Source organism: Sphaerothrix gracilis Ecp01 (assembly GCF_030405905.1).
Lineage (GTDB): Bacteria > Cyanobacteriota > Cyanobacteriia > Phormidesmidales > Phormidesmidaceae > Sphaerothrix > Sphaerothrix gracilis.
Window position 1 is genome coordinate 42,458 of record NZ_JASATW010000004.1, and the last position, 17,579, is coordinate 60,036.

Annotated in this window: 13 protein-coding genes and 3 pseudogenes; 9 read left to right on the forward strand and 7 right to left on the reverse strand. The window is 52.6% G+C overall.

Annotated features, from left to right (window positions below):
* The 3 genes and pseudogenes from QJQ48_RS05220 to QJQ48_RS28360 all read left to right on the forward strand — a co-directional run.
* Positions 1–402: anthrone oxygenase family protein (locus QJQ48_RS05220; protein ID WP_346290149.1), on the forward strand; the 402-nt coding region annotated here is incomplete at its 5' end.
* Positions 403–460: 58 nt separating this feature from the next.
* A complete protein-coding gene (locus QJQ48_RS05225) occupies positions 461–1,213 on the forward strand; it encodes a DUF4386 domain-containing protein (RefSeq protein WP_346290150.1) in 753 nt (250 codons plus the stop codon).
* Positions 1,214–1,476: 263 nt separating this feature from the next.
* Positions 1,477–2,168: pseudogene (locus tag QJQ48_RS28360) on the forward strand (IS110 family RNA-guided transposase); the annotation flags it as partial.
* Between the two features lie 52 nt (positions 2,169–2,220).
* On the opposite strand, the pseudogene QJQ48_RS28365 reads toward QJQ48_RS28360, so the two are convergent.
* Both QJQ48_RS28365 and QJQ48_RS05240 read right to left on the reverse strand, forming a co-directional pair.
* Positions 2,221–2,307, reverse strand: a pseudogene (locus QJQ48_RS28365) (IS1 family transposase); the annotation flags it as partial.
* Positions 2,308–2,324: 17 nt separating this feature from the next.
* A complete protein-coding gene (locus QJQ48_RS05240) occupies positions 2,325–3,869 on the reverse strand; it encodes a hypothetical protein (RefSeq protein ID WP_346290152.1) in 1,545 nt (514 codons plus the stop codon).
* 797 nt (positions 3,870–4,666) lie between these two features.
* On the opposite strand from QJQ48_RS05240, the pseudogene QJQ48_RS05245 reads away from it, so the two are divergent.
* The 3 genes and pseudogenes from QJQ48_RS05245 to QJQ48_RS05255 all read left to right on the forward strand — a co-directional run.
* Positions 4,667–4,844: pseudogene (locus QJQ48_RS05245) on the forward strand (phage integrase N-terminal SAM-like domain-containing protein); the annotation flags it as partial.
* Between the two features lie 475 nt (positions 4,845–5,319).
* Positions 5,320–5,565: a hypothetical protein gene (locus tag QJQ48_RS05250; RefSeq protein WP_346290153.1), complete on the forward strand. Its 246-nt coding sequence runs from the start codon at positions 5,320–5,322 to the stop codon at positions 5,563–5,565.
* 472 nt (positions 5,566–6,037) lie between these two features.
* Positions 6,038–7,423: an alkaline phosphatase family protein gene (locus tag QJQ48_RS05255; RefSeq protein WP_346290154.1), complete on the forward strand. Its 1,386-nt coding sequence runs from the start codon at positions 6,038–6,040 to the stop codon at positions 7,421–7,423.
* A 34-nt stretch (positions 7,424–7,457) separates the two neighbouring features.
* On the opposite strand, the gene QJQ48_RS05260 is transcribed toward QJQ48_RS05255, so the two are convergent.
* The 3 genes from QJQ48_RS05260 to QJQ48_RS05270 all read right to left on the reverse strand — a co-directional run bounded on the left by QJQ48_RS05260 (position 7,458) and on the right by QJQ48_RS05270 (position 11,649).
* Complete coding sequence (locus QJQ48_RS05260; protein ID WP_346290155.1) at positions 7,458–9,377, reverse strand: GUN4 domain-containing protein; 1,920 nt, start codon at positions 9,375–9,377, stop codon at positions 7,458–7,460.
* A gap of 251 nt (positions 9,378–9,628) precedes the next feature.
* Entirely contained in the window at positions 9,629–10,096 is a 468-nt protein-coding gene (locus QJQ48_RS05265) for a YaiI/YqxD family protein (protein ID WP_346290156.1), read from the reverse strand.
* A 17-nt stretch (positions 10,097–10,113) separates the two neighbouring features.
* Entirely contained in the window at positions 10,114–11,649 is a 1,536-nt protein-coding gene (locus QJQ48_RS05270) for a phosphomannomutase/phosphoglucomutase (RefSeq protein ID WP_346290157.1), read from the reverse strand.
* Between the two features lie 221 nt (positions 11,650–11,870).
* On the opposite strand from QJQ48_RS05270, the gene QJQ48_RS05275 reads away from it, so the two are divergent.
* From QJQ48_RS05275 to QJQ48_RS05285, 3 genes are read left to right on the forward strand one after another with little or no spacing between them, the layout of a single operon-like run.
* Entirely contained in the window at positions 11,871–12,158 is a 288-nt protein-coding gene (locus QJQ48_RS05275; protein WP_346290158.1) for a YkvA family protein, read from the forward strand.
* A gap of 15 nt (positions 12,159–12,173) precedes the next feature.
* The gene (locus tag QJQ48_RS05280) at positions 12,174–12,320 is read left to right on the forward strand and encodes a hypothetical protein (RefSeq protein ID WP_346290159.1); all 147 of its coding nucleotides are present in this window, start codon (positions 12,174–12,176) and stop codon (positions 12,318–12,320) included.
* Positions 12,321–12,341: 21 nt separating this feature from the next.
* The gene (locus QJQ48_RS05285) at positions 12,342–12,503 is read left to right on the forward strand and encodes a hypothetical protein (protein WP_346290160.1); all 162 of its coding nucleotides are present in this window, start codon (positions 12,342–12,344) and stop codon (positions 12,501–12,503) included.
* On the opposite strand, the gene QJQ48_RS05290 is transcribed toward QJQ48_RS05285, so the two are convergent.
* Positions 12,488–14,320 carry a peptide ABC transporter substrate-binding protein gene (locus QJQ48_RS05290; RefSeq protein WP_428843026.1) on the reverse strand — a complete coding sequence of 611 codons (1,833 nt, stop codon included), beginning with the start codon at positions 14,318–14,320 and terminating at the stop codon, positions 12,488–12,490. The two genes, QJQ48_RS05285 and QJQ48_RS05290, sit on opposite strands and share 16 nt — an antisense overlap.
* Positions 14,321–14,515: 195 nt before the next feature.
* Positions 14,516–17,578 (reverse strand): UPF0182 family protein, encoded by a 3,063-nt coding sequence (locus QJQ48_RS05295; protein ID WP_346290162.1) that lies wholly within the window; start codon positions 17,576–17,578, stop codon positions 14,516–14,518.
* Position 17,579: the final 1 nt, after the last annotated feature.

Sequence of the window (17,579 nt, forward strand, 5' to 3'; positions counted from 1 at the left end):
GCGGTGAGTGCTTTTGTCCATCCCCAATTTCGTCGGTTAGACGATAAATGTCACGTAGCTGCATCGAAATCACTGGCGCTAATTTACGGTCGCATTATGCCATTTTGGTATGCCTTGACATTAGCGCTCACGATCGGAGTGGCTTTTACACTGCGCCAGAATCAACCGTCCTTCTTTTTTGCTGTGGTCGCAGCAATCCTGTGGTTTTCATTGATCCTTTTTTCCATCGTTAGATTAGTGCCGATCAACAATCAGATTGGTCAACTGAGATTAGAATCATTGCCCGATGATTGGAAAAATCTCAGACGGCGATGGGATCGACTTCACGCTATCCGAGTCGGTTTTCTCGTGATTGCACTTATTTGCCTAACGGTTGCTTGCCAACTTCCAGCACATTGTTAGCTCCAATATTTTATTTAGTGTCTTTCACCAACACGCATTCAATGGAGATAGTTTTCTTATGCGCCGCTTACAACTGATTCGGACTACGGGCATTTTATTGATCCTGCTGATCATCCTGTCAAATATCCCATACATGCTGCTGATTCAAACCTTCGGGTATGACGATATTCTGCGCGAGCCTGTTGATGTAGTGTTGACGAGGTTCCAAAGAGGGGGGACCGGGCTAATCCTCACCTGGTTCGGCTTTGGACTGTCAGCATTGCTGCTGATTCCGACCAGTTTTCTGCTGCATGTGGTGATGAAGCTGCCGACAAACCGCAATCCGTCGCCTTTTCTGCTGGTAACAATGCTAGCAGGGGCTTTGTCGGGTCTTTTGCAAGCGATCGGGTTGATGCGATGGGTGTTTGTAGTGCCGATGTTAGCCCATCTTTATACCGATCCCAATACTACTGTGATGACTCGCGAAGCCGTGGGCGTTGTTTATCAGGCCGTGCATCAGTACGGTGGAGTGGTAATTGGTGAGCATTTGGGGCAAACCCTACTCATAGGCTGGACGTTGGGGTTAGGGTGGGCGATGCGATCGTCGGTGCTATTTAAGTCCTGGGTTGCCTGGTGGGGCCTGTTCACCGTACCGCTGTTATTGATTGGACAAAGCGAACTGTTCGCCACTGTTATACCTGCAATGCCTGTGCTAGAAGCGACCCCCGTTGGCTTTATCCTGTGGGAAGTCTGGTTACTCATCGTTGGTGTTTCGCTACTGCGTGTACCGCAAAATAGGATTCTAGTTACATCAGTAGTTGAAAACCGTTAGATTCACTGGCAGAACCTTAGTCTAATCATTCAGCATTGAGTGTCAATTTGAGGGAGAGAAGTGCGATCGCGGATTTTGTAGGGTGCGTTGCTGAACAGCAAACGCACCATTTTGTCGAGCATCTTGGCAATTTTCAAGTGTGCATCGATTGATTATTGAAGGGATTTATTCGCCAAATTGGGGTGAATGCCCAGTTGAGTTTGGGCTGAATGGGCGATGGGAGTAATGGTGCGTTTGCTTGTCGCAACGCACCCTACAAAGTCCTGGTTCGCACCAAAAGTGATCGCGCCGATGCGAAGTTGATTGCTCAATTTTGCCGAGACCTCAAGCCTACGCTGTGGCAACCGTCAGAGGCTGAAGTTGTCACTTTACAAGCCTATACCCGTCGGCTCGATGCGCTGGAGCAAATGCTCACGCAAGAGAAAAACCGACTCAAGATTACTCCGGTGGAATTGAAGGCCGATATCGACGAGCACATTGCCTTTCTTAAGGAGCAAGTGACATCGGTAAAAAAGCGATGCTCGAACATATTGAGACCCATGACAGCTTGCAACATCAGCATCAGTTGCTCACCTCGATTGTGGGCATTGGCGATAGCAGTGCTGCTCGTGTCTTGGCTGAAATTGGTGCCATCCAACACTTCAGTTCGGCTCGGCAGTTGGCAGCCTTTGCCGGGTTGACTCCGCAAGAGCATGAATCGGGCACTTCTGTTCGAGGCAAAACTCGCTTGTGCAAGATTGGTAATCGACGCTTGCGTAAAACGCTCTACTTCCCGGCGTTGCATCTCATGCGACGTTGCCCACAGATGCAGCCGTTTTGTCAGCGCTTGCTGGCGGCAGGTAAGCCGAAGATGCAGGTCGTTGGCGCAGTCATGCATAAGCTGATTCGCATTATTTACGGCATTCTCAAATCGGGTCAGCCCTTTGACCCTGACAAATTACTTCCCTCTGCTTGACATGACTGTCTCAAAACAGTATCTACAAGATCCGCGATCGCACTGTCTCAAAACAGTATCTACAAAATCCGTGATCGCACTTACCTTTTCTCTTACCATTCTTACGGATGTGAGTGGCTCCACACTCTGGACATTGCATTGCAGATTACCTCTAATTCATCTTTTAATCATGCAACGCCAAAGAATCAATAAGTACTTATCTATTTTCACATCATTAATAAATGAATTCTCTAGAAAAGCTGATAGATCTTCTTCCGAACTGAACAAGGTTCCTAGAGTTGATACAGTACTCAAAAGTGCAAGTAGAATAGAAGCCTTCGCTCTTAGCACTGACAGTCCGCTTAAGTAAATGTTAAGGGGGGCAGAAATCTGAAGAGGATTCGGCATTGAAAAGCCCTTAAGCCACTCTATCAAGACTGATTCACTAAGCATAAACTGAAAAATTATCAGAGAAAACAGAAATACCAAAATAGGCAAAATAAAAATAAATAAAATTGATGAGAAAATAATCTTTCTGGAAATAACTTCAATATCGTTCTTCGTCAGTTTTTGTGAATTTAAATAAGTTAGATCTAGGTACTGATTAGTTGAGTCAGATATAACTAAAGGCTTCCAAAAGCTTGACTTTAGTGTTCTCATTTGAGATAAAAGCTCTTCCTTATTTACTTCAGTATCTAAATTCATCTCTGTTCGAAATCTTTCAAGTATTAGATTTTTACGAGAAAAAATGAACAGGAAAATTGGAAAGAAATAAATTATAAAAGCAACAAGAAGCATGTTTACAGGTCTTATCCCATTGACCATTTGCCAGCTATCAGAATTTAGAAAGGGTATTATGGCTGCCAAAAAAGTTAGCCCAAGAACATTAGATCTAATTTTGATGAAATTAGATCCCAGTATAGTTATACTAAGCATGCTTGAAAGAAAGAAGACACAAATTCTTTTTATTGGTCTGTTCAGCAACGCAACAACAAAAGCATAGTATATTCCTATCAAAATTAATAAAAGTCCTATCAAAGGATAGAACCTACAAATAATTATTCCTAGTGTCGTTAAAACGTATCCACGAATAGACCATATTAAAACCAAGTGAAAGTAGAAGACGATCCCCTTTAAAAAATCTTTTTTAAAGAAGAATATCTTTTCTGATTCTGTCTCAAAATCGTTTAACGAGTCGTCCCCTGTTTTCGTATAATCGATTAATAATATAGGTGTATAAGTCAAGATATAAGCCAAAAATATTATAGGTAAATATCTGCTGAATATTTCATGAAAATTTATTTCTACTAGCGAAGAGTTAAGTATGTCGCTCAGGCGACTTATATCGTATGTAAAGACTGTTTCGTCTAGTATATGTGTGTTTAGCCTAATCCAGCCCCACAAAAATGCTAGATCTAAAGAACTCCAAAAAAGTGATGGGATACTAAAAATACTCTTAGAGAATTCAAAAATTCTAAGAAGTTTAAAAGAAAGTATTTTTCTAAATATAGCAGATAAGTATCTGCTTGCTCTCTGTATAATTTTCCATACTTCGTTGATATATGAAGAGGCGAGGATATTTCTTGAAAAATTGCAAGAAATACGTTCAAGCAAGAAGTAGATAGCCGTATAGATTACCTTGCACGAATTTTGAAATAGTTGGACAACTATAATTTGAATTTTCTCATCTGCTAATCTCATTTTATCCTTAAACGAATCCATTGGATTCCTAAAATATCTCCGAACTATCTCGTCCATGAATATATCTTGAATGAACAGAGAAATTATAAGAGTAAAAGATAGAATTATAGAGGTGTCTAAATCTAATCTAATTAGCAAGTACAATATTGCTGCTATTAAACAAAAGTCAATTATGTATGAAAGCCATGTACTTCTGACTTTATCTTGATTAGCACTGACTAGAGTATTAAAGTTTCGCCAGTCCGGAAGCTTCAATGCCCTAACAGACATTAAATAATCAAGTTTCTCTCTAATTTCATCTTTTTTGGCTCTGTTCTTGTTCTCTGCTGAGTGAAGCTTATTCATTAATGATAAACCTGTATATATTTTCCATGCTTCTGCTGAATGGCAATCTGTGCTAATTGAGTTTTAAAGTTGTCAAAAATTCTTCAAGAAATTACTGACAACTGACAGATGATTCTCTTACGTCAGATACACTCAAGGCGCTGGTGCTAAGAACGGTAACAAGCATGAGAAACCATTAATAAAGACTTTTGAGTCAAACAAGCTATACGATGAAGGACGATCGCGCTACTGCAATGCTCTCTAACTATTATTAGAGGGAAAGTTTCCACCTAAGATCCCCATACGGGTAAATAGGTGGAATTATGTCTACCTAAAATTCCCATACGGGTAGATAGGTGGAATGATTCAGTATAATCATTCCTTTAGTTTCAGGTTAAATTTGCTTAGAGTTTATTCATCAGCTCTTTTCAGGCAGTCTACTCATGCAAGGAGAACCTCGTCCTAAGAAGCTACTCGACTAGGTTAAAAAGGCTATTCGTTTGAAGCATTATTCCTACCGCACGGAACAAACCTATGTGCAATAGATTCGCTGCTACATCTTGTTTCATGACAAGCGTCATCCCCAAGAGATGGATGTTCCTGTAAATAGAAGCCTTTCTCACCCATCTAGCGGTGCAAGAGCAGGTTGCAGCCTCTACTCAAAACCAGGCTTTTATACTCGCGTACTCAACCGAGGGGGACGCGGTCGAGAAGTCCTTTAGATGCATAGCTTCATGCCACTGTTGACGCCGATCGCCCAATGTCGTACACTCACCCATTAAGCTGTGGCAGTCCAAACGTTACAGCTTATTCACACAGACTCAAAAACTTAGCGCTCCCTAGAGGTGCTGGAAACACCGTCTAGAGAGCTAACCCCCAAACTGAAGGAGCAGTCTGGCGGCTAGTGGTGCAGTGTACCACCAGCCACCTCGATTTGCGTTGCAAGTTGTCGGGGTGGCTATGTTTTTGGTTCTGGGGATTAGGGAAAGGCAGAAGGAAAAAGGTAGAGGGCAGAAGGAAAAAGGCAGAAATTACAGAGTGAGGTGATAGAAGTTAAAAGCCTTTCACTTCATCGTTCTGCCTTCATCCTTCACCCTTTACTTCCGCCTTCCCCTCCCAGGCTCAAATTCACTCAAGGAGTACACTCATGTTTCAAGAAAATCATGGCAGCGATCGCCCTTCCCCCGCGATCGCCGTTCCCACCCGCGACCAAGCCAGCAGCGGCGATCACGTACGGCTGATGATGTTTGGCTCCCTGCCCTGCGTACGGCTAGAAATCCACCGGCTGCACGTACTGGGCTACGCCGAAGCCACGGCCTGGAGCCAGCCCATGCCCACCGATCGGCCTAACGAAGTGATGGTAATTCTGACCAAGCGCTGCTCCCTCTGCTAAGCCCGCCGTGGCTTGAAGCAGGCCGCCCAAGAATTCTCGCTCTTTCACTCGACCAGGGAGCGAGAAATAAGTAGGAGGATCAAATCAGGTCCAATTTGGTTTGCTGGGTCTTGACTTCGCTCAACCCTCTGCCTAATAACGGATCGAGCATTGAGCGGAATCGAAATGCGTCTAAACAATTAGACTGATTGACTTAACACCTCACTGCTGCCTGGGTTTAGCTGCGCCGTGGCTCGTTTTTTCTAAAACATAAAGCCTCAGTCGCCAAGCTGCGAGGATGCGTCATGATGAAACAATATAGCGATCGCCCTCTTTGTCAGGACACAGGTGGGTATTGCTAAACCGCTGAGGTTGCTGGGTTTTCTCCCTTCGGGAGACACTTCGTGAACGACTTCGCTCAACCCTCTGCCTAATAACGGATCGAGCATTGAGCGGAGTCGAAATGCGTCTCATAGATAATCAGACTTAACTTATGTCCCCTCGCCTGATCATTATTGGCCTCGACTGCATGGAACCGTCCCTGGTGTTTGACCGCTGGCGGTCAGACCTGCCCAACCTGTCGCGGCTGATGGCCCAGGGCAGCTACGGGCAGTTAGAGAGCAGCATTCCCGCCATTACCGTACCCGCTTGGAGCTGCATGACCGGCGGCCGAGATCCGGGTGAGCTGGGAATTTACGGCTTTCGCAACCGTCAGAACCGGGGCTATGACTCAATGGCAATCTCGGATGGTCGGGCAGTGCGGGTGCCGCGCCTGTGGGACATTTTGGGCGAAGCGGGTTGGAAGGTGGCGGTGCTGGGGGTTCCGGGGACCTCTCCCCCCTATCCGGTCAACGGTTCACTGGTGTCGTGCTTTTTGACTCCCAACACCGAAGCCACTTTTACCCATCCGCCGGAGCTAGCCGGACAAATCCTCGACTGGATGCCCGACTTTCTGCTAGATGTACCCCACTTCCGCTCCGAAGACAAACAGCGCATTCTCGACAATATCTACACCCTCTGCGACCAGCGATTTCTGTTAGCCCAAAAGCTGATTGCCCAAGACAACCCCGACTTTTTGATGCTGGTAGACATGGGCGTCGATCGCATTCATCACTCTTTCTGGAAGCCGATGGACGCCAACCATCCCCAGCACGAGCCAGGTTCCCCCTTTGCCAACGCCATTCACGACTACTACTGCCATGTGGATCAGCAGGTGGGGCAGCTTTTGGCCCAGTGCGGCCCAGAGACGGCTGTTCTGGTCGTCTCTGACCACGGAGCCCAGCCGCTGATGGGAGGAATTTGCCTGAATGAGTGGCTGATTGCCGAGGGCTATCTAGTGCTAAAAGAAACGCCAACAGCGCTTCAGCCCTTAGATCAAGTTGAAGTGGACTGGAGCCAGACGAAGGCTTGGGGCGCAGGTGGCTATTACGGACGGATTTTTCTCAACGTCAAGGGGCGGGAGCCGCAGGGCACCGTGCCGATGGCCGAGTATGAAAGCACCCGCCATGAAATTATCGAAAAGCTCTCTGTCCTGCCTGGCCCGGCAGGAGAATCTTTGAACATTGAGATCTTTCGACCGCAGCAGATTTATCAAAAAGTGCGCGGCCTGGCCCCGGATCTAATTGCCTACTTTGACAGGCTGGCTTGGCGCTCAGTGGGCAGCGTGGGCAGCGGCGCTTTCTACACCACTGACAACGACACTGGCCCGGACGATGCCAATCACGCCCAGTACGGCCTGATGATTTTCCACGATCCGCAGCAGCCCCAGGACGGTCAGGTACTCTCAGAGGCGCAGATTTATGACATTTTGCCGACGCTGCTGGGCCGCTATCACCTCGCAGCCCCGGCAGGACTGCGGGGGAAAGTCCTGCCAGTATAGTTGGCGCCGCGCAGAGCGGCTCAGCCCACCACGTCTAAAGCTGCTCAGGCTGCCAGATCCGCAGCGTTGGCCCGTAGGTCACCAGAAACTGGTTGTCGGGCGTGAAGCTGAAGCTAGATACGCCTGGAACAGCCGTCACCACTTCACCGCTGGAGATATCCCACAGCTTCAGCCCTGCGGTGGGAGCCTCCTGCCCGGTCGGGGGCAGAATGGCGCTGGTTGCCAGCGATCGCCCGTCTGGACTCACCGCCAGCTCTCCTAGGCTGAGCGAACTGGCTTGGGGCTGAGCCACAAAGTTGACCGTCTCAAAAACGCGGGTGAGCTGAGGCGACTGCAGATTCCACAGGCGTACCGTATTGTCTGCGCTATTGCTAGCCAGCGTCTGCCCGTCCGGCAAAAACGCCAGCGATCGCACGGGGGCCTGATGGCCCCGCAGGGTCAGCATTCGTGCCCCGTTGACCGCATTCCAGAGCTTGACGCTGTTATCGGCATCGCTAGTGGCTAGAATCAGGCCGTTGGGGCTAAACGCTACCGGCATGGGCTGAGCGACCGGGCTGCCAGCGTCCATGAATGTGCGAATAAGCTGCCCGGTGGCCGGACTCCAGAGCTGCACTTTGTTGGCCCAGGTGACGCTGACTAAACGGCGGCTATCGGGGCTAAACTGCAGCCTTTGGGGAATGGCCTGAGACGGCTCTAGGCTGAGGCTGTGCAAGAGCTGGCCGGTCTGCAGGTTCCACAGCCGGATGGTTTGGTCGGAGCTGGCGCTGGCCAGGGTGCGACCGTCTGGGCTGATAGCGATCGCGTGCACCGCGTACTGATGACCCGATAAGGTGCGCAGCGCAGCGCCCGTTTGGGCATTCCACAGCTTCACCGTCCCGTCAGACAGGCCCGCTGCCACCAGCCGGGCATCGGGCGTGAAGGCGATCGCGTTAGCCACGTCTCCCACCATATTGACTGGCTCAGTCGATGGCTCCTGGGGCGTTCCCGTGTAGGAAAAAGCTTCAGTTGCCTGACCTGCTACCAGGCGAGCAATCATCTCACCCGTAGCCAGGTTCCACAGCGTCAGCGTACTGTTGTTTTCCAAGCTGCAGGAGCGCTCATAGCTGTAGCTGCTAATGGCTAGGAGCTGGCTGTCAGGGCTGACGGCCTGCGCCTGGGTATGGACCGGGCAGACGGTGCCGGGATATAGGGTGGTGAGATCAATTTCCTGGTGGAGCTGGGGCGTTTGCCAGTCGCTGTAGCTGATGGGTGCTGCCACGGTCAGGGCCAGCTTAACCTGATGGTACAGGCCGGGCAGGTAGCGGTTGAAGCGCTCCCCCTGCAGGTACATGGCATCAATGGTGCAGCTGCCGCAGCCCGAACCGTGACCGCTGGCAATATCAGATACCGTTTGCCAGTCGATGCCTGTCCAGGGTAGGTGGCCGACTGGGGCCTGTAGGCTAAAGGTCAGCTCTGGCTCGACTAACCAGTCCGGGGCAATAAAGCCATAGTCGCTGCCTGTAGTGCGGGTCCAGCCGACGCGATCGCCAAAGGTTTTGACCGCCCCATTTGGGTTGCCCATCTGCTGCGCGGCAATCTCCTGCCAAAGGCGCTGCTGCGCGCTGAAGCCAAAGCGACCGCCGCTGGCCTCTGACCAGAGCTGATCTAGCTGGCGAATCACCTCAGCGGGAATGGCGCTGGACTGGGGCGCGCCGTATAAGTCGCCGTCGGCGTGAACCCACTGCTGCAGAATTCGGCGGGTTTCAGCGTCCGCGCCCTGCCAATCTTGAATCGTCAGGTAGCTCTGAAGCTGGTCGTAGCTGCCGCCAAACTCGCCAATCGGTTCTAGCCTAGCGGGTACAGACGGACTTTGCTCGGTGTGAGGGGATGTTTGGGCGATCGCCGCAGGCGAGAGGGCAGCGACGGACAGACCCAAACCAATCAAGCCAAGCCAAGAAATTTGATTGATACGCATAGTGACTCCGAGGCAGAGCCTCACAAAAAGAGACCAGTGCTGAGCACTGGTGCGGGGGGATGAGAGCGAATAGTTTAATTTTGCGGGCAGCTCAGACAGCAAAAGTTTGGGTTGCGAAAACGGATACGTTTGCTGCTGGGGGCCTCTCCTCTGGGGCGAATAAACCTGAGACGATTGGCGATCGCGCCGCATAATTACCCACCTAGCTACACTGGCCTTGTTGGCAATTCCGGCAGCTTTGGCATCAATTTCTAGCCGCCCGGTTCGGAAGTGGGTCGGTGTTTGACCAAAAAGCGATCGAGCTGGTTGGCAAAGGCTTCGCGATCGCGCTGGCTGAAGGCTGGCGGCCCGCCCGTTTCCACGCCGCTGCTGCGCAGATCCTCCATGAAGTTGCGCAGCGACAGCCGCTCGCGGATATTTCCCTGATCGAAGAGGACGCCGCGTGGACTGAGGGCATAGGCTCCCTGAGCGATCGCCTCTGCCGCCAGCGGAATATCAGCCGTAATCACCAAGTCTCCCGGCTCAAGCTGGGCCACAATGTAGCTATCGGCCCGGTTAAAGCCAGCACGAACCAGCACCGTCTCGATATAGGCCGAAGCGGGCACCTGTAGGGGCTGATTGGCCACCAGCGTTGTCAACACCTGTACCCGCTTAGCCGCCCGAAACAGAATCTCCTTAATCACATTGGGGCAGGCATCGGCATCAACCCAAATTTGCATAGTCCGTTAGCCAAAAACTAAGACAAAAACTGGCGGAGCTGGCTTAAATCCAGCAGCTCAAATTTTTGAAAGAAATCTAAAAGCCGCGCTGCTATCAAAGCCACGCCTTCTTCGACATTAGATTCCACATTCAGCGGCAATACCGGGTCGTGGAGGGAAAGCCGCAGCAGAAACCAGCCGTCCTCAGCCGCAGACTGACAGGAAATGCGAATGCCTTCGTAATTGTTGGGCACCACTTGCCAGTCAGGTTGCTTAGCCGCATAGGCTTCTAGCTGCTCAATCACTTGCTGACCGTAAGTTTTGAAGTCCTCAGCCGCCATCTTCAGCCGAAATTCTTCGCTTTCGGCAGGCTCCTGCAGCTTGGCAATCAGGTCAGTCAGCGACTTGCCCGCTAGCTGCGCCTTCGCCAGTTCTGCCAGCAGCTTGCTCACCAAATAAGCGCCGTCATCGAGAAAATAGTTCTCCTTCATCGCCCCGTGACCCGAAGTTTCGATCGCCAGCCAGGATTCCTGCCCCGTCTGGTTCAGCCGCACTGACTCGTTGATCACGTTTTTATAGCCCCGCTTGAAGCGGTGATGGACGCCCCCTAGCTCAGCCTCGATAAACTGGGTGAGGCCGTCAGCGGTAATCGAATCGGTGACGATGGTAGAGCCGGGATGCTCCTGCAAAACTACGGCTGAAATTAGGGCAATCAGGCGGTTGCGATTGAGTTCTCGGCCTGAGGCGTCTACAGCCGCGCCGCGATCGACATCGGTGTCAAAAATAATGCCGAAATCCGCCTGATTATCTGTCACGGCCTGACAGATGGCCGCCATAGCCGCCTTGTCTTCGGGATTGGGGACGTGGTTGGGGAAGGTGCCATCCGGCTCTAAAAACTGGCTGCCGGTGGTATCGGCTCCCAACGGTACTAAAACCTGGCTGGCATAGAAGCCGCCCGCGCCGTTGCCCGCGTCTAGGACAATTTTGAGTCCCTGTAGCGGCTGCTCAAAATTGTCGGGATGGTTCACCGTTTGGCGAATTTTAGTAACGAGCTGATCGGCATAGACGGAGATAAAGTCACGCGGCTCGATGGGGCCTTTGGCCGAGGCTGTGACCGGCTCGCCCTGCTCCGCCAGCGCCAAGATCTCGCTGATGTCGGGCTTGCCTAAGCCTCCCTGAGCGGTGAAAAACTTCAGTCCGTTGCGGTTGAATGGCAGGTGGCTAGCGGTGAGCATAATCGCCCCGTCGCAGTCAAAGCCGGAGGTGACGGTGCTCATGAACATGGCGGGCGTCGAGGCCAGGCCAAAGTCATAGACCTGACTCCCCGCGATCGCCATGCCGTCCATCACCGCCTGCATCAGGGCTGGCCCCGACAGGCGACTGTCTCGCCCCACCGAGATGGTCAGCTCTGAAGCCGCTTTGTCCAGCTTTGACGATAACCAGGCGACAAAAGCCTGACCGAGCTGCTGGGCGATCGCGGGGGTGAGGTTAACCGCTTCGTCCGCTACGCCCTCCAGCGCCACGCCGCGAATATCAGATCCGTTTTGCAGCTTCTTCCAGTCAAAGCTTTGCATATCAGCTCCCTTGCCTCTGCTGAAGGATGGTCCCTACTCCGGTTTATCATAAGCCCCGCCGCCCTCGCCCCGGCAGTAATTAAGGCTACCAAGCCCCAAATCTGTGGGGCCGATGCCAGGTGGGAGCAACCGTCCCCTAGGCGCGGGGTTTCTACACTCGTTGTTTAAAAGAATAACCCCCATAATAAAAATGAAAGAAATATGAAACACAGGTACCCCTGATGCAAAATTTGGTTGAGGCTTTTTATAAGTGGTATCGCAACACCCTGCGCAATACCCGCTATCGCTGGCTGATTGTCTTCGGCACGCTGCTCTATCTGATCAGCCCCATTGATATCTCACCCGACTTCATTCCGGTGATTGGCTGGATCGACGACGGCATTTTGATTACGCTGCTGGTGTCTGAGGTGTCTCAGATAGCGATGGAGTTTCTCAATCAGCGTAACCAGCGAGTCTCCAACCAGACGAGCAGTCAGTTTGAAAAGCCTGTGATCGAGGTGGTGGATTAGCCAGAAATTAGGAGCATGACACCTCAATTAGACAAGCTGAGCGATCGCTTTTTACAGGCGATCGCTTTTTTCTATGTCCGAAAACTTCCGCAGATCCGCTGTAGACAATTGCATACCTCTCTGGCCGCCAGCAGTACAACTCGGCAGAGGCTTAAAGCCTAACAGCGTTTCAACGGTGTGATTATGACACTCACTCGGACTCCTATTCGCCTAAGTCGCCTTCTCTGGGCCATCCTGATTACCTTCGTCATTGCCGATACATACCCCCACCCAAAGCTTTCCAGCGGCGCGATTGAGTCGGCTGTAGGCGCTTTACAAACGGCTCTGCATCAGGATTCTGATTGAGTCTCGGAGGTTTCGGTTTCTGCCGGTGTGGCTGGCGGCTGCGAGCGTCGCCAGCGGGCAATATCCCAGGTGCTGGTGTCCCAAGGGGTAGGGCTAAGTCCGGTGAGGGTCTGGCTGACACCATTGGCGATCGCCCGCCGCACCACCGGAATCACGGCTACGTCCTGAGCCAGTAGCTCATCCATTTGCCGAAATAGGTCTGCCCGCTTCTGCGGATCGAGTTCCTGGCTGGCCGCTTCCCAGAGGGCGTCATATTCGGGGTTGCAGTAGCGGGCGTTGTTAGGTTCCTGCCAGTTATTTTCCTGGGTGGCGATCGCGTCGCAAGTCCACCAGCCCATGTAAATTCCCGGATCGGGGCTATCGTTGCCGATGTTGTAGGCTTGCAAATCAGCGTAGAAATGGTTAATGCTGTCGGTCTGGGCCGGATCGGCAGAGAAGAAGTCGTCCACCCGGACTCGCTTGATATCGACGCCGATGCCAATGGCTTCTAGGTTGGCTTTGACAATCGCCTGAGTTTTCTGGCGGACTGGATTCACCGATGTTTGAAACACCACGTTCATTTCAACCCCGTCTTTGTCGCGGGTGCCGTTGTCGTTGGTGTCTGTCCAGCCCGCCTCTTCAAGCAGGGCCGCCGCCCGGTTGAGATTGTAGGTGGCGTTAATTTGCTCAGACACGTAGGGATCGGGGGCTACGAGTAGCTGTGTGGTCGGCTGTCCGGTTTTGCCGTAGAGTTCCTCGGCAATCATCTGGCGATCGATGGCATAGTTGATCGCCTGTCTCACCTGGCGATCGCTAAGGAAAGGGTGGGGATTCTCAACGCTCGATCGCTCGCCGCTGCTGGTTTCCTGGTTGGGGTCAGTCAGGTTGAGCATGATGCGCTCCACCGAGGAGCCAAAGGTGGTCAGCACCTCACCGCTGCCCTCAGCTTCTAGCTCCGTCAGGGTCTCCGCTTCCACCTGCAGATTATGGGCAAAGTCGGCCTCCCCTGTTTTCAATACCGCCCGCGCCGCCGCATAGGGAGCGATGCCGCCAAAAATATCCACCGTCTCAAAGTAGGGCTGCTCTCCCCAATACTGAGGATTGCGCTTGAAGACCAAATGCCCCGCTTCAAAAGATTCAACCTGGTAGGGGCCAGTGCCCACAGGCTCAAAGTTGGCGGGCGCTTCCCTGGCATTCAAACCGTTATAGTCCGCAAAGACGTGCTGGGGCAAAATCACGCCGTTCTGCCCGGTAAACGGAATTGACCAGGCAGGGGTAGGCTGAGCAAAGGTAATTTTGACGGTGTGATCGTCGATCGCTTCTACCGCCTCCACCCCTTCATAGTACTGGGCCGTGGCCGCCGCCACTTCTGGATTTTTAATCAGCTCATAGGTAAACGCCACGTCTGCTGCCGTCAGCGGTTCGCCGTCCGCCCAGTTGACATCCTGCCGCAGCTTCCAGGTGACGGAGCGGCCATCTTCAGCCACGCCGCCGTTTTCCAGGCTAGGTACTTCAGCCGCCAAAATCGGTGTGAGCTGTCCGGCTGCGTCATAGCTGGCCAGCGGCTCGTAGACAATTCGCGCTACCTCAAAGTCCTGAAACCCTGTCGCCAAATGAGGATTCAGCGAGGCGGGAATGCGGGTATACAGCAGCCGCAGCGTCTTGCTATTGGCAGTATCGCTCACCGGTACTGCCGGGGTGGAAGCGGTGGGGGTTGATTCTGTCGCTGTCTGGGTGCTACAGCTTGTCACCAGTAGGCCAGCGGCGATCGCCCCCCATAGCCGTCTGCCAAATGCCTTGTTATTCCGTCGTTGCAAGCTTTTTTGTCTATCCCACATATCCATGACTGACACCCATTCTGTAGCGCCGTTACTACGTTAGCTTGTTTAGAAGTCGACTGGGCAAACAGCATGTTCCCAGAAAAAACCGAGATTTCTTCCGGATTCGGTACCTATTGGGCGCAATAAAGAAGTGGTAGATGCACCCTGAGATGAATCCCCGGCACTGGCTGGGGATTTTTTTTGGCCACATTTCTAGCTGGCCGCATCAAGCGGCACCGATTCAGTATCAGGACTATCAGACTCACCGGGCACAGTTGGCTCCAGCGGCGCTAGCTCATCGAGGGCCGGGCTTTCTCCCAGTTCGCGTAAAATTGGCGGAGCGCTGGGCTGTCCGGCATTGGCTCCAAACACCGCGCCCAACGATTCTTCTAAAGTTTCGGCCATCGCAATCCGGTTCTGATAGACCACAATGACGCGGGCTAGGGTTGGCAGGCGGTTCTGTTCTGCCTCCAGGTACAGTGGCTCGACATACAGCAGCGACTGCTCAATGGGAATCACCAGCAGATTCCCCTGATTGGCCCGCGACCCCTGGGTATTCCAGAGGGAGATGCGCTGGGAGATTTCTGGGTCTTGGTTAATGCGGGCCTCAATCTGCTCAGGCCCAAAGACCAGCTCCTGTTTGGGGAAGCGGTAGAGCAGCATGCGCCCGTAGCGATCGCCGTCTGAGCTCGCCGCTAGCCAGGCCACTAGGTTGTTGCGTTGGGCCGGGGTAAAGGGGCGCAGCAGAATGAACTCTACCGTCTCCTGAGCCGGTAGCCGCATAATCAGATAGTAAGGATCTACGGTTTGTGGTTCGTTGGCGTAGATTTCGTTGGGAGCACGCCACTGATCTTCACGGTTGTAGAACACCTGCGGATCGGTCATGTGGTAGGTCATGAGCTGATCCGACTGCACCTGGTAAAAATCTTGGGGATAGCGAATATGCTGCCGTAGGGCAGGGGGCATATCGTCTAAAGCCTGAAACATATCGGGGAAAATTTTGTTCCAGGTTTGAATAATCGGATCGCGGGCATCGGCTACATAGAAATTGACCGAGCCGTGATAGGCATCGATGACGACTTTGACTGAGTTGCGGATATAGTCAAAGTCGTAGCTGCCGGGGTCAGAGTAGGGATAGCGATCGCTGGTGGTGTAGGCATCAATCACCCAGTAGAGATAGTTGGGATCGCTGGAGACATTGTCAGCCTGGGGCACTTTTTCCAAGTCCGTCTGCTCCACGTCAGCAATTACCAGATAGGGGTCGGTGTCATAGCGCAAGAAGGGCGCAATGGTCCTGACGCGCTCATTGATGTTGCGGCGAAAGAGCAGCTGTGTTTCTGGGGTGAAGTTAGCCGTAAACAGCATTTGCCAATCGCTGAGATGCTTGGCAAACAGGAGGCGTCGCCAGCGATCGCCTAAATTGATCCCGGCCCGACCGTCATAGGTGTTATAAACATTGTCGCTGCCGCTGGGATAGTCCAGCTCCTCCACGCGGGTGCGGGTCATAACGTAGTTGTCAGTCAGTTCGCCAAAATACAGGCGCGGTTCCCCTACCGGAATGCTGCGGCGGATGACTTCGCTGCTGGGCACATGGGCAATGTCTTTGATGAAGTAGTCGGGCAGGCCGCTGGGGGCGGCGGTATTGACCGGACTCATGGTGAAGCCGTAGCCGTGGGTGTAGATCAAATGCTGGTTGACCCAGGTTTGGGCTTCAGCGGGAACCTGCTCATAGTTGAGTTCCCTGGCCGAAATCAGCACCTGACGCAGATCGGTAGTGCCGTCGTCTTGAATCAGGGCATAGCGATCGACATCGGCATCTAAAAACTCGTAGTAGAGACGAATCTGCTGCAGTTGGCGGTTGGTTTCCAGCAGCGGGCGAGTGTCCCAAACGCGAATATTATTGATGGTCTGACTATTTTGCTGCAGGTCGGCTAGCGTCAGAGCATAGTCGGGATTAAACGGCTCTACCTGGATAGTGTCTAAGTCAAAAGCTGAGCGGGTTAGCGCGATCGATCGCTCAATGTAAGGCCGCTCCCGCACCAGCTCGTTGGGCTGCACCACCAAGCGCTGCACCACCATTGGCGCCACCATGCCTCCCAGCACCACCAGCAGCCCGTAGAAGCCCAGTCCCCAAAACAGCAGCCGCAGCGTAGGCGGACGCTTGGAGAGCTTGGGTAAGGTTGCCTGAGAGCGGTGTCCTAAATCCCCCAGCCACTTCACTAAGCTATTGGCCCGCACCGACCAGAACGCTGTGCGCCACAGCATCACCCAGGCCAGACAAAAGGCGACGAGACTCAGGCCGGTGTTGACGGGCAGGTTGACGTGAACATCGGTGTAGCCAGCCCCGTAAATGATGCCCTGATCTGAGTAGAGGAGCTGATAGCGGCTGAGCCAGTGCCCAAAGCTGGTGGCTAAAAGGAGACTCCCGGCTAGGCCGTAGAGATGGCGCTGCTGGACGGGTAAAAACCGATAAAATCGCCCTTGGCTGAGACTTTCACCGGAGAGCAGATAGATCAGCGTGACTGAAATTAAAGCAAAAAACAAAACGCCAGCCAGCCAAAACTCTAGCAGCTCGGCTACAGGCAGGCGAAAAATATAAAAGCCAATATCGCGGCCAAACAGCGGCTCGCTTTGTCCAAAGGCTGTCGGCTGCAGGGCAGGCAGCACCTTCAGCCACTGGCCTGATAAGACCAAAGCAAACCCTAGGCTCATCAAAACGGCGGCGATCGCGCTTAGAACCTGCGGCAAAATCACAAAGCCCACCGCCACCAGAGCGATCAGGATTGCCTGCCAAGGTGCGGCTATTAGCTGATTTCCGAGGGTCTGCACTGCTTCCGGTTTAATCCACAGGGGGACAGGCAGGCTGCGGTTATAGACCGTGTTGCTCGGCTGCCAGTAGCTCGTCACAACCTGAGCATGGTAGAGAAGCTGCACTGCCATCAGCAAGCCCAGTCCAAAAGTAATCAGCAGCAGCCAGCGCAGCCCAATTCCCTGACGGGAGCGGCGATCGCCTTCAACTTTGACATAGGCCCAACGCTGAGTCAGCCACAGGTTGCCGCCCAATATGCCCAGGCTGCTGAGGAAAAAGAAGAGTCCCAGACTAACCTGAGTTCTCAGCCGCAGCCAAAACACAGAGAGATAGTCAACTTCTTGAAACCACAGCCCCTCAGCCCCGAAAAAGGTGGCGATATCGAAGACTAGCAGCGTTGCCACAATCAGCGTGGCCCATTTGAGATAAGACGCCTGACGCTTAGGCAATTTGCGATCGCGCACCATA